This window comes from Polaromonas sp. (assembly GCF_039932935.1).
Classification (GTDB): Bacteria; Pseudomonadota; Gammaproteobacteria; order Burkholderiales; family Burkholderiaceae_C; genus Polaromonas.
This window is the reverse complement of record NZ_JBDTPB010000146.1, coordinates 16,508-27,944: the sequence shown is the minus strand read 5'-3', so window position 1 is coordinate 27,944 and position 11,437 is coordinate 16,508. Positions and strand designations below refer to the sequence as shown.

The 11,437-nt window shown below is 61.8% G+C and carries 13 protein-coding genes and 1 riboswitch; of the genes, 3 read left to right on the top strand and 10 right to left on the bottom strand.

Annotated elements, in window-relative coordinates; all coding sequences use genetic code 11:
• Positions 1 to 27: 27 nt before the first annotated feature.
• The 5 genes from chrA to ABI546_RS23260 form a co-directional block, all read right to left on the bottom strand.
• Entirely contained in the window at positions 28 to 1,419 is a 1,392-nt protein-coding gene (chrA, locus tag ABI546_RS23280) for a chromate efflux transporter (RefSeq protein WP_348050747.1), read from the bottom strand.
• Positions 1,416 to 2,297 carry a chromate resistance protein ChrB domain-containing protein gene (locus ABI546_RS23275; RefSeq protein ID WP_348050745.1) on the bottom strand — a complete coding sequence of 294 codons (882 nt, stop codon included), beginning with the start codon at positions 2,295 to 2,297 and terminating at the stop codon, positions 1,416 to 1,418. Before ABI546_RS23275 ends, chrA begins: the two co-directional genes overlap by 4 nt.
• Before the next feature lie 116 nt (positions 2,298 to 2,413).
• Positions 2,414 to 3,028 (bottom strand): methionine biosynthesis protein MetW, encoded by a 615-nt coding sequence (metW, locus tag ABI546_RS23270; protein WP_348050743.1) that lies wholly within the window; start codon positions 3,026 to 3,028, stop codon positions 2,414 to 2,416.
• Entirely contained in the window at positions 3,025 to 4,176 is a 1,152-nt protein-coding gene (locus ABI546_RS23265) for a homoserine O-acetyltransferase (protein WP_348050741.1), read from the bottom strand. The genes metW and ABI546_RS23265 overlap by 4 nt, the downstream gene beginning before the upstream one ends.
• A gap of 248 nt (positions 4,177 to 4,424) precedes the next feature.
• The gene (locus ABI546_RS23260) at positions 4,425 to 4,988 is read right to left on the bottom strand and encodes a TMEM165/GDT1 family protein (RefSeq protein WP_348050738.1); all 564 of its coding nucleotides are present in this window, start codon (positions 4,986 to 4,988) and stop codon (positions 4,425 to 4,427) included.
• 5 nt (positions 4,989 to 4,993) lie between these two features.
• Positions 4,994 to 5,180, bottom strand: a riboswitch (yybP-ykoY riboswitch).
• Positions 5,181 to 5,356: 176 nt separating this feature from the next.
• On the opposite strand from ABI546_RS23260, the gene ABI546_RS23255 reads away from it, so the two are divergent.
• A complete protein-coding gene (locus ABI546_RS23255; protein WP_348050736.1) occupies positions 5,357 to 6,559 on the top strand; it encodes an ammonium transporter in 1,203 nt (400 codons plus the stop codon).
• 58 nt (positions 6,560 to 6,617) lie between these two features.
• Here ABI546_RS23255 and ABI546_RS23250 read toward each other — a convergent pair whose 3' ends face one another.
• From ABI546_RS23250 to ABI546_RS23230, 5 genes are all read right to left on the bottom strand, one after another.
• A complete protein-coding gene (locus ABI546_RS23250) occupies positions 6,618 to 7,133 on the bottom strand; it encodes a DoxX family protein (RefSeq protein ID WP_348050734.1) in 516 nt (171 codons plus the stop codon).
• Positions 7,130 to 8,026 carry a DNA-binding domain-containing protein gene (locus ABI546_RS23245; RefSeq protein ID WP_348050732.1) on the bottom strand — a complete coding sequence of 299 codons (897 nt, stop codon included), beginning with the start codon at positions 8,024 to 8,026 and terminating at the stop codon, positions 7,130 to 7,132. The genes ABI546_RS23250 and ABI546_RS23245 overlap by 4 nt, the downstream gene beginning before the upstream one ends.
• Complete coding sequence (locus ABI546_RS23240) at positions 8,023 to 8,907, bottom strand: DUF692 domain-containing protein (protein WP_348050730.1); 885 nt, start codon at positions 8,905 to 8,907, stop codon at positions 8,023 to 8,025. Before ABI546_RS23240 ends, ABI546_RS23245 begins: the two co-directional genes overlap by 4 nt.
• 91 nt (positions 8,908 to 8,998) lie before the next feature.
• Entirely contained in the window at positions 8,999 to 9,280 is a 282-nt protein-coding gene (locus ABI546_RS23235; protein WP_348050728.1) for a DUF2282 domain-containing protein, read from the bottom strand.
• Between the two features lie 163 nt (positions 9,281 to 9,443).
• Positions 9,444 to 10,040, bottom strand: coding sequence for a TlpA disulfide reductase family protein (locus tag ABI546_RS23230; RefSeq protein WP_348050726.1), 597 nt, complete (start codon positions 10,038 to 10,040; stop codon positions 9,444 to 9,446).
• Between the two features lie 109 nt (positions 10,041 to 10,149).
• On the opposite strand from ABI546_RS23230, the gene ABI546_RS23225 reads away from it, so the two are divergent.
• Positions 10,150 to 10,716 (top strand): sigma-70 family RNA polymerase sigma factor, encoded by a 567-nt coding sequence (locus tag ABI546_RS23225; RefSeq protein ID WP_348050724.1) that lies wholly within the window; start codon positions 10,150 to 10,152, stop codon positions 10,714 to 10,716.
• A 31-nt stretch (positions 10,717 to 10,747) separates the two neighbouring features.
• Positions 10,748 to 10,954 carry a zf-HC2 domain-containing protein gene (locus ABI546_RS23220; RefSeq protein WP_348050722.1) on the top strand — a complete coding sequence of 69 codons (207 nt, stop codon included), beginning with the start codon at positions 10,748 to 10,750 and terminating at the stop codon, positions 10,952 to 10,954.
• Positions 10,955 to 11,437 lie beyond the last annotated feature (483 nt).

The following is an 11,437-nucleotide window of genomic DNA, read 5'->3' as shown; positions in this document are numbered from 1 at the left end:
CCGCGCCCGGATTCCTGACAGGCGCGATCAGGCCAGGCCGGACAGGCGCAGCAGCAGGCCGGCCAGGGCCGACCCCACGATGACCTGGATCACACCGCGCTTGTAGCGCAGCAAAGCCACCGCGGCGCCCAGCGTAATGGCCAAGGCGTAGAAATCCACCCTGGCCCACCAGGAGCCTCCCACGTCAGCACGCAACGCAATGTGCGCCAGGAAAAACAGCGCCAGGCTGGCAATCACACCCACCACCGCGGCCGTGATGGCCGTGAGCGGCGCGGTGAAATGCAGCTTGCCGTGCGTGGACTCCACCAAAGGCCCACCGGCCAGGATGAACAGGAAGGAGGGCAGAAAAGTAAACCAGGTCACCACCGTGGCCGCCAGCGCCGCGCCCAGAAACACCGTGTCCGGTCCCAGCACCTGTTTGGCCCACCCGCCCATGAAGCCGACAAAAGCCACGACCATGATCAGTGGCCCGGGCGTGGTCTCTCCCAGTGCCAGACCGTCGATCATTTGCGAGCCGCTCAGCCAGTGGAAGTGCTCCACCGCGCCCTGATAGACATAAGGCAGCACTGCATAGGCACCGCCAAAAGTGAGCAACGCCGCCTTGGTGAAGAACCATCCCATCTGGGTGAGCGTGGCGTCCCAGCCCTGCGTGGCCATCAGGGCGCCCATGGGCAACAGCCAGAGTACGGCACCCACACCCAACACGGCGGCCAAGCGAGACGGTTTGAACCGGGCATGCGCCGGTGTCGGGGTGTCGTCGTCAATCAGCGCTGGCCCGTAACCCAGTCTGGCCTCGCCATGCCCGGCACCGCCGGAAAACTGCGTAGGCGAGAAGCGCGCCCCCAGCCAGCCCACGGCCGCAGCGCCCAACACGATCAATGGAAACGGCACCCTCAGGGCATAGATTGCTATAAAACTGATAGCAGCCATCGCCCATAAAACGGGGGCCTGGGTCGGTTTTCTCAATGAACGTGAGCCGATCCGGTGTACCGCCTGCAGCACGATGGCAGCAACCGCCGGCTTGATGCCATAGAACAGGCCTGCGACCAAGGGCACATCGCCAAACGCCACATAGACCCAGCTCAATCCGATCAGGATGAACAGCGAGGGCAGCACGAACAGCACGCCTGCCACGATGCCGCCCCAGGTGCGATGCATCAGCCAGCCGATGTAGGTGGCCAGCTGCTGTGCCTCGGGGCCGGGCAGCAGCATGCAGTAGTTGAGCGCATGCAAAAAGCGCCGCTCGCTGATCCAGCGTTTTTGCTCGACCAGCTCGCGATGCATGATGGCGATCTGCCCGGCCGGCCCGCCAAAGCTGATGAAGCCGAGCTTGAGCCAGAACCTGAGTGCGTCGGCAAAAGACACAGCCGCCGGGCGTTCGTCGGACGGAGGAAGGGAAGAGGGCAAGGCGGCGGTCACTTGACGGCTCCGGTCATGGTTTCTGGTTTCCAGCTGTGCGGCTCGCCTTGTGCGTCGCGGCACCAGGCATAGAGCGCGTCGTAAAGCGGCATGGCCGCTTCCAGCATGGCGTGGTCATCGTAGGCATGCAGACGCGACAGGCCGAGCGAGAACGCCAGCAGCCCGGCCGACTGCGGCGCGAGTTCGAGGCGGTCGGTGTCGGCGCCGCGCACGATGCGCGCCAATACATTTAACGCGGAATCGACCAGCTCGAAGGCTTTCAGCAAGGTGTCAAAGCTGCAGAGCTCGCCTTCATGCGACACCGGCGCGCCGGGAATGTCGTAGGCCACGGCGCCCAGCCGCTTCGCTTCATCCAGCACCTGCGGAGCCGGCACATAAAGGAACTCGGCGCGCGGATCGATAAAACGGCGTACCAGCCAGGGGCAGGCGATCCGGTCAATTTTGGGCCGCTCGCGCGTGATCCATCGCGAGGGCTGTTCGCCGGTGACACCCCAATCGGATCGCTTGGTGAGGATAAGCGGTCGCCGCGCGCGCCACTGGGCAATATCTTGCGGCGCATCGACGCCGTCTTCACCGCCCTCGATGCCGCCGGCCAATGCATAAGCATTCCAGCCCGCAGCCCGCAGCGTTGCCGTGGCGTCAGCACTGACGTTGTGTCCGTAGACGCAGTACACCACCACTTCGCGTGGGGATTGGGAGGCGGCGAACGCGGCCACGTCTTCCGGTGCACAGCGTCTGGCCGCCGCGAGGAGGTGGGGGCTTTCGAGGAATTTACCTTTGCGCCGCACATCGAGCAGCAAAGGCGCATCCGCGCGGCCCACGCGGGCAGCGAGTTCTTGTGGGGATGTAGAGGGAACGGAAAGGATAGAGGTGTCCACGGAGTACTCCAATGAGTTGCCAGCGCTTGGACGGGACACCGTCTATCTGTGAAGATTCGGGAGGCTGAAATCCCGATAGGCGAATACTAGCACCCTCCGGAACCTGCGAGCAAGGTCTAGCCGCGCTGGAACTTGAACACCGCGCGGCTCGCCCGGGCATTCGGCCAGAAGCGCACTTCGCGGCCGTCCTGCAGGCCGAAGGCGTCGAGGATGCGCAGCTGGTTCTGCAACGCGAGCGCTTCGAAGTCCTGCAACGTGCCAACGCGAATGTTGGGCGTGTCATACCATTGGTAGGGCAGCACCTTGGTCACCGGCATGCGGCCTCGCACAACAGCCAGGCGGTTGGGCCAATGGCCAAAATTAGGGAACACGACGATGCCGGCGCGACCAACGCGCGCGGTCTCGCGCAACATGGTTTCAGCGTTGTGCAGGTGCTGCAGGGTGTCAATCTGCAGTACCACGTCAAACGAGCTGTCACCGAACAACGCCAGGCCGGCTTCAAGGTTGAGCTGGATCACGTTGACACCGCGCGCCACACAGGCCTGCACGTTGGCGTCGTTGATTTCGACGCCATAGCCCGAGCATCCACGCTCGCGGATCAGGTGGTCCAGCAACTCACCGGTGCCGCAACCGAGGTCAAGCACACGGGAGCCGTGCGGCACCAGCCGGGCGATCGAGAGCAAGTCGGGCGAAGGCTGCACATTGAGGTCGACAGTTACAGCCGGGTTCATACAGCCACCTTGCTCTGGAAGTAGGAGCGCACCACACCCAGGTAGCGGTCGTCCTCCAGCAAAAATGCATCGTGGCCGTGCGGCGCGTCGATTTCCGCGTAACTCACGTCGCGCTGGTTGTCCAGCAGGGCCTTCACGATTTCGCGGCTGCGCGCCGGGGAAAAGCGCCAGTCGGTCGTGAAGCTCACCAGCAGGAATTTGGCTGTCGCGATTTTGAGCGCTTCACTGAGATCACCACCGAAGGCCTTGGCTGGGTCAAAGTAGTCGAGCGCGCGGGTGATTAATAAATAGGTGTTGGCGTCAAAGTACTCGGCGAACTTGTCGCCCTGGTAGCGCAGGTAGCTTTCGATCTCGAACTCCACGTCCTGGGTCGAGAATTTGTAGCCCGTCTCATGGATCGCGGAGAGCTCGCGAAGCTGACGGCCAAACTTCTCGTTCATCACATCGTCGCTCAGGTAGGTGATATGGCCGATCATGCGAGCAATGCGCAGGCCGCGCTTGGGCAGCACGCCGTGGCGGTAAAAATGGCCGCCGTGAAAATCAGGGTCGGTCACGATGGCGCGGCGGGCTACTTCATTGAAGGCGATGTTCTCGGCCGTGAGGTTGGGCGCGCTGGCCACCACCACGGCGTGGCGCACGCGGTCCGGGTATTGCAGCGTCCAGGCCAGGGCTTGCATGCCGCCCAGGCTGCCGCCCATCACCGCGGCCAGGGTCTGGATGCCGAGGCGGTCCAGCAGGCGGGCCTGGGCGCTGACCCAGTCCTGCACCGTGACGACAGGGAAGTCGGCACCGTAGAGTTCCTGCGTGTCGGGGTTGGGTTGCATGGGCCCGGTGGAGCCAAAGCACGAGCCGAGGTTGTTGACGCCAATCACGAAGAAGCGGTCGGTGTCGACCGGCTTGCCGGGGCCAATCATGGTGTCCCACCAGCCTTCGGATTTGTCGATGGGCTGGCCTTGCGCGTCGAGATACACACCCGCCACATGGTGCGAGGCGTTGAGCGCATGACAAATCAGCACGGCGTTGGATTTGTCGGCGTTGAGCTCGCCGTAGGTTTCGTAGCTCAGGTCGTAGGCGCGTATTGACGCGCCGCTCTGCAACGGCAGCGCCTCGACAAAATGCATGCTGAGCGGGGTGGCAACGAGTGTCAAAAAATCACCTGCAGAAAACAAAAAACCCGGCATCGCTAAAGCGAGTCCGGGTCGTTTGGAGTTCGTCTTTAGCTGTACTTTTTAAGCGCCCGCAAGCTGAGCAAATCGGCGCTGAAAACAGTATACCCCCACGGTCGCTCACCTCGTGTAGCTTCCTGCCCCCCGAGGGGGCCGCCCGCCTGCGGTCTGGCAAAGCCAGTCCCGCGGCTCATGCTGGGTTGGAAAGTGCGACCGACAACCGCTGTTGCTCAAACCTTGATCAGCAGCGCCGCCAGCCCCAGGCCGGCAAAGATGAGCGCCGAGATGATGTGCACAGCGCGCAGCGGCACAAGCCGCGTCACGCGCTCGCCCAGCCAGACCGCCGGCGCGTTGGCCAGCATCATGCCCAGCGTGGTGCCCGCCACCACACTGACGATGGCGTCGTAGCGCGCGGCCAGCATCACGGTGGCGATCTGCGTCTTGTCGCCCATTTCGGCCAGGAAGAACACCAGCACGGTGGTGAAGAACACGCCGTAGCGCGGCGGCTTTTCGTCTTCTTCCGCCTCGATCTTGTCGGGCACCAGCATCCACGCGGCCATGGTGAGGAAGGACGCGCCAAGAATCCAGCGCAGCATTTGCGGGCCGATCAGCGTGGTGACCCAGGCGCCGGCGGCGCCGGCCAAAGCGTGGTTGACCAGGGTCGCGACGAGGATGCCGGCGACGATCGGCCAGGGTTTCTTGAACCGGGCGGCGAGGATGAGTGCGAGGAGTTGCGTCTTGTCGCCCATTTCGGCGAGGGCGACGATGCCCGTGGAGACGAGGAAAGCTTCCATTCAAAAATACTCCGGCCGAAAACCGATGACTGCACGGCATCCCCGGCCTGAAGCGGAGGCTGTGCAGTCAAAGGTCTCGCGTGATCCGAAGACCGCTTGCGCCATGCCCAGAAGAACAGGTTCTAAGGACAAGTCTGTTGACGCAAGCCCCTTTCAGGATTGAAAGGCTGGCTACTCCCCAATGACAGCCTGCATTATATCGTTAGCCCCCGAAGTTTCGGTTTGACGCCCCCTGCAAGCGCTCTTCCAGATGCCCTTAGAGTCATTTATGCACGCTTGTGGCGTATTTCTTGCTTGTATTTGGTGCGATTCTCAAAAATCGACCCGATACCGCACCAATACATCACATTTCATCTGAAGAGGGACATATGGAAGCACTAAAACAGGGCTCAGACGCCTTGTTCATCCTGCTGGGCGGCATCATGGTGCTCGCCATGCATGCCGGTTTTGCCTTTCTGGAGCTGGGCACCGTTCGCAAAAAGAACCAGGTCAATGCCCTGGTCAAGATCCTGGTGGACTTCTCGGTGTCCACCGTGGTGTATTTCATGGTCGGTTATGCGGTGGCCTATGGCACCCATTTCTTCGTCGGGGCCGAGCAACTGGCCGCCAAAAATGGCTATGAGCTGGTCAAGTTCTTCTTCCTGCTGACCTTTGCAGCGGCGATCCCGGCGATTATTTCTGGCGGCATTGCCGAACGCGCGCGCTTTTACCCCCAGCTCATCGCCACGGCGGTCATCGTCGGCTTTGTCTATCCCTTCTTCGAGGGCATTGTCTGGAACCAGCATTTCGGCGTGCAGGCCTGGATCAAATCGCTGACGGGCGCGGAGTTTCATGACTTCGCGGGCTCTGTCGTGGTTCACGCCGTGGGCGGCTGGCTGGCATTGCCGGCAGTGATTTTGCTGGGCGCGCGCAGCAACCGTTACCGCAAGGACGGCGCAGTGTCGGCGCATCCACCTTCGAACATCCCTTTTCTGGCGCTGGGCGCGTGGATCCTCACCGTAGGCTGGTTCGGCTTTAACGTGATGAGTGCGCAGACCATCGACAAGATTTCCGGCCTGGTCGCCGTCAATTCATTGATGGCCATGGTGGGCGGCACTTTGGCGGCGCTGGCCTTTGGCAAGAACGACCCCGGCTTTGTGCACAACGGCCCGCTGGCCGGCCTGGTGGCGGTGTGCGCGGGCTCTGACCTGATGCACCCGCTGGGCGCGCTGGTGACGGGTGGGGTAGCCGGCGGCGTGTTCGTTGTGATGTTCACGCTGACGCAGAACAAATGGAAAATCGACGACGTGTTGGGCGTCTGGCCCCTGCACGGCCTGTGCGGCGCATGGGGCGGCATCGCGGCCGGCATTTTTGGCAGCCAGGCTTTTGGCGGCCTGGGCGGCGTGAGTTTTGGCGCGCAACTCATCGGTAGCGCGATGGGCGTGGCGTGGGCGTTGCTGGCAGGCTTTGCCGTCTACGGCACCCTCAAGGCGGCCATGGGGCTACGACTCAGCCAGGAAGAAGAGTTTGAAGGCGCCGATCTGTCCATCCACCGCATCGGCGCCACGCCGGACCGCGAAGTCAACTGGTAGGGCCATTTTTTCGGGAAAACAGTTCTGCTATTAATTCAGGAGCTGCTTGCGGCCGATTCTATTGGTCAAAACCCTGTTTTGACCAATAACGAGGCTGCCGCAGGTGTGGCGCCACCCAGCGATCCAGCGACCACGGACCCAGTCCGTAAATAGCCAGCCCCGCCAGCAGCGAGCCCCAGAACACATGCTGCTGCAGGGCGGCCGGTGCAATCTCGCTGAGCGAAATGACCGCTACGGCATTCACCACAAACAGGCCCAGGGGCGAAATACGGCTTCCCAGACCCAGCACGAGCAGCACCGGCAAAACGATTTCGCCTGCTGTGCCCATCGCTGCAGCCAGAACGGGCGGCAACAGGGGCACTTTGTATTCGTCTGTGAAAAGGGCCACGGTGATATCCCAATCGCGCAGCTTGGTCAGGCCCGAGAGAAAGAACACCTGCGCGATGTAAAGCCGGGCCAACAAGGCGGCAAGAGGCTGCAGCGAATCCAGCAGGCGGGTGAGCAGGCGCCACGAGCCCAGGCCACGTTGCCAGAGGCTCGTCGGATTTGCGGGCACAGTGTGGATTGTGTTCATGGATGCTCCCCTGGGTTGTTGTGAAGGTTGAAAGGGTTGGGTCCGGCCGGATCGGATGCCTGGAAAGCTGAGCGAGCTAGCCGGCGCGCGCCCGTGACAAGGCCGTCCTGCACGACCCGACCCAGCCAGTGTTCGAAGCTGAATGCCGCCGCGGATTCCGGCGTGCCGGCCGGCGTACATTCCAAAGCGTGCTCAAGCGCAGCCTCCAGCGAGTTCCCGGCTTGAAGTGCCGAAAGCATGGCATGCTCGGCCGCCGTGACGGCGCCCACCCGGGGCTTGAAGCCTTGCCGCCAGACCAGCGCATGCTCCGCCGCGCCTGTGCGCAACAGCGCAGCTGCCTCAGCCAGAGCAGGCTCGCCCAGCAAGTGGGCATTGACGATGCTGGCCACCGGATAGGCGCTTGCCAACAGAAAAACTCCGGCACCCAGCGTGAGCGTAATCTCTGCGGGATCAGCCGCTGAAAGCAAGGTAAAAGAGTGCGGATCAGGCCATGCATCGGCCGCTGTGGTGGCCTGGTGCAGCGCCCACTCCATGCGGGCGACGTCGCCCAGATAAGGCTCGTCCACGAGTTGCGGCGATGCCTCCAGAAAAGTTGCAAGTCCGTCACCCCAGCAGGCGACGTCGCCGCGGGAGGGAGGATGGCGACGCCAGAAATGCCGCGCGAGCGGCCCAAAACTTTCGTCCCCAATCAGCTGCGCCAGCACGGGGTAAGCCGCGCCCAGCGCCCGCCCCGCCAATGCGAGCCCGTTGGCCTGATAGGCCTGCAGGCCACGGCGCGCCAGCGGGGCATGCACAAGCTGCAAATGGGGCCAGAGGCTGCCGTCGTCGCATTCGCCCATCAAGGCCTGCAGCAGCGCTTGCTGCTCCTGCGCCAATTTCGCCATGGCGTTCATGCGATCACCGTCTGCGGAATGTGCGCTGTGATATTTCGCGCGCAGGCGGCTTCCTCCAGCAATACGGCCAGAGGCGGGATGTCCGTGTCCCATTCCACCAGCGCCGGCACGCCGCCAAAGCGCTGCTGCGCATGGCGGTAGATCTGCCAGACCTCCGTGCAGACGCGGCTGCCGTGGTCGTCGATCACGATATCACCGCCATCGCAGTGGCCGGCCAGATGCAGTTCGCCCACACAACCGGGTGGAAGCTGGTCCAGCCACTGCAGACAGGCGGCCAGCGGGTCGGCCGCGCTGCCGGCAAGGCGCGCATTGAGCGCGTTGACATAAATATTGTTCACGTCCACCAGCAGACTGCAGCCGGTGCGCTCAACCAGTTCGCGAAGAAACGTAGCCTCGTCACGGTCTGAGCTGTTGAAGTGGAGATAGGCCGACAGGTTCTCCACCAGCAGCGGCCGTTTCAAGCGATCCTGCACGCGTTGCACGTTGGCGCACATCACGTTCAGGGTGGCATTGTTGAAGGCAATGGGCAGCAGGTCTGCGGCGTGAAGCTCGCGGCCGGCCGCCATGCCTCGCGCAAAGCAGGCATGGTCGGACACGCGGACCGGCTCAATGCGCTCGACCAGGCGGGCCAATTGGTCCAGGTGCCAGGCATCGATCCCGCAGGCCGAGCCCAGCCCGAGTCCGACACCGTGAAGGCTCACGGGATAATGCTCGCGCGCCTGGCCCAATACGGCCAGAGTGGCGCCACCATCGCCAAAAAAGTTCTCTGAATGAACCTCGATGAAATCAAGGTCGGGCAGGGACTCCAGCAGTTCCGCGTAGTGGGGATGCCGCCATCCAATGCCGCAGGAGGCATGGCCTGCATGGTCTGACAAAGGCATGATGGGTGTCACGTGGCATCTGACGGTTTACAAGAAGAGGGTGCCCACCACTCGGTTGTGCCCACTTCCTGTTTCGTCAAAGAAGGTGCGTTCAGCTCTTCTTTTCCATAGCCTTCATCTTGGCCTGCTCTGCGCTCATGCCCTTCATGCCGGCGCAGGTGCCTTTGGCGACATATTTCCATTCGTTGGCATCGGCGCCGACCTTGGACTGGCCGGCGCAGGAATGCGTGCCGCTCAGGTTGGCGCAGTCGTTCTGGCCGGCTACAGTGATGCCGTAGCATTTTTCTTTTTCCTGGGCGACAGCAGGGGTCGCAACCAGCATGGTGGACAGCAGGGAAGCGGCAGCGGCAGCAATCATGGCGCGTTGGTTCATGGTGAAGACTCCTGTTAATTGGTAAATTGTGAAAGTTGAACAGCAACCACGGCAGAAATTTTCTGTGTGATCGCGAATTAGTCTGGCCGGGTGCGTTTTTCTTACGCGGACGCAGGAAAAAATTTTCGTGACCTGGGCGAGTGCCCTGGCCGCGCGTGTTTTGCTACAACAAGTCGGCGATGCGGTCCCAGGCTTCGGGAGGAATACGGCCCACATAACGCTCGACAACTTTGCCGGTCTTGTCGACGAGGAATGCGGCCGGCAACTGCGCGGGTTTTCCCATGTTGTCCTTGTAGCCGGCATCTCCTGTCCAGAGCTGTACAAAACGCTGCTTCAGCGGGACCGTGCGGGAGATGATGCGTTCGTAATCAAGGAAATCCTGCATGCGCGTGTCGGTGTTGACAGCGACCAGCTCAAAAGGTTTGCCTGCCCAGCCCTCATAGTTGTTTCGCAGCTCCGGCATCTTGTCGCGGCACACCGCGCAGCCGGTGGACCAGAACATCACCAGCACCACTTTGCCTTTGAGTGAGGACAGCTTGAAGGAGGCCCCCTCAATCGTCTTGCCCTCGACCTGCGCCATGGCAGCGGATGCCGATGCAGCGGCGGTTGCGCCCGCCGCGTTGGTTGCTGCCGGCGCCTGAGCCAGGGCCGACGCCGCCGACATCACAACCACACCCGACACCAAAAGGGCTCGCCGATAAACCCGGCTCCATCGGCGACGAAAAGGCGGTTGCCGCGGCGTGTGTTCAGTCGGGGCCATGGTGCGTCCTTGTAGTGGTGATGAGGATTAGTCGTGGCCCGGCTGCAATTCTTACGGTCGTCGCCGTTTTTTCTGCCGGCATGGCTGGCGTGCGGCTAGACTTCAATGCATGGCCACATTTGAAGAACAACTGGTTGAGCACCGCGTCTACCTCATGCGGTTTGCTCGCCTGCAGTTGCGCAATGATGCGTGGGCCGAGGATGCGGTGTCTGAAACCTTGCTGGCCGCGCTTTCAAAGCCGCAAAACTTCGGCAACCGTTCACAGCTCAAGACCTGGCTGGTCGGCATCCTCAAGCACAAGGTGATTGACCTGCTTCGCGCCAATGCACGTACGGTGACCGTTGCGGATGCGCAGGCTGACGATGAGGGCGACGAGCTGGACCGGCTCTCCTTCAAGGCCGACGGCCACTTTGCCGAGACGCCCAACGACTGGGGCAACCCTGACCAGACCCTGCAGCAGGTTCAGTTCTTTCAGGTGTTGGACGCCTGCATGGAGCGTTTGCCGCCCGCGCTGGGCCGGCTGTTTTTGATGCGCGAGTGGCTGGAGCTTTCTTCGCAAGAAGTTTGTAAGGAACTCTCGCTGACGCCGACTAACCTCTATGTCCAGTTACATCGGGCCCGCCTTCGCTTGCAGGAATGCCTGAATATTCACTGGTTCGGCAAGCACGGCGCCTGACCATTCCCCACCTCAACTTTTTTTATTCAACGTGAAACCGCGTATCACACTGCTAAGACGTACCTGCCGGGAAGCGGCCGCACTGCTGGTAGCGCGCGAGGATCGCGCGCTCAGCCTGCCGGACAACGTTGCGTTGAAGTTGCACTTGATGGCCTGCGACGCTTGCCCCAAGTTTGAAAACCAGCTTCTGACCATGCGGGCGGCCATGAAGCAATGGCGCCATTACGGCGACACCTGAATCGGTCGTCGGCGGCGCTGGTGATTTCGCCGCTTCGATTGGCGCGCGCACCGCAGCGCGATTGAAATTTTGTGTAACTATTTACCGATGTTTTGCATGGACAGCGTATTGAGTCGCCAATCGCAGGGCTTATTGGCGCTTGTTTTGGACGGCTGTTGGTATCTGCCAGCCTGAGAAAGTCGGGCGCGCATCCTGATTTCCAATCGCACTGGTTTGAACGATTGGCAATTTTCAAGTGTGTGCACTAACTTGTCATTTTCCTCAGTTAAATATTGACTATCGGTTTTCGCAGTTTGAAGCGCGCATGGGTCTTGCAGATCAAAGGCAGTGGATTCGCGCAGATGATTTCCGCTGAATCGGCGCCGCCCTGGTTGTTCGGGGCAGGGCGGACGCTTACCGAAACGTAAGAAGTTCGGCTGCATTTTTTTGAGGGCAAGGGCGCTGAAAGCCCCTGTTCATGCGGCTTGACGCTGCCCTAGGTAG

What these genes read in the sequence shown, in the direction of transcription:
- metW (WP_348050743.1), bottom strand. Translation starts at nt 3,028, where the DNA reads ATGAACCCGGCTGTAACTGTCGACCTCAATGTGCAGCCTTCGCCCGAC.
- ABI546_RS23260 (WP_348050738.1), bottom strand. Translation starts at nt 4,988, where the DNA reads ATGGAAGCTTTCCTCGTCTCCACGGGCATCGTCGCCCTCGCCGAAATG.
- ABI546_RS23255 (WP_348050736.1), top strand. Translation starts at nt 5,357, where the DNA reads ATGGAAGCACTAAAACAGGGCTCAGACGCCTTGTTCATCCTGCTGGGC.
- ABI546_RS23250 (WP_348050734.1), bottom strand. Translation starts at nt 7,133, where the DNA reads ATGAACACAATCCACACTGTGCCCGCAAATCCGACGAGCCTCTGGCAA.
- ABI546_RS23245 (WP_348050732.1), bottom strand. Translation starts at nt 8,026, where the DNA reads ATGAACGCCATGGCGAAATTGGCGCAGGAGCAGCAAGCGCTGCTGCAG.
- ABI546_RS23240 (WP_348050730.1), bottom strand. Translation starts at nt 8,907, where the DNA reads ATGCCTTTGTCAGACCATGCAGGCCATGCCTCCTGCGGCATTGGATGG.
- ABI546_RS23235 (WP_348050728.1), bottom strand. Translation starts at nt 9,280, where the DNA reads ATGAACCAACGCGCCATGATTGCTGCCGCTGCCGCTTCCCTGCTGTCC.
- ABI546_RS23230 (WP_348050726.1), bottom strand. Translation starts at nt 10,040, where the DNA reads ATGGCCCCGACTGAACACACGCCGCGGCAACCGCCTTTTCGTCGCCGA.
- ABI546_RS23225 (WP_348050724.1), top strand. Translation starts at nt 10,150, where the DNA reads ATGGCCACATTTGAAGAACAACTGGTTGAGCACCGCGTCTACCTCATG.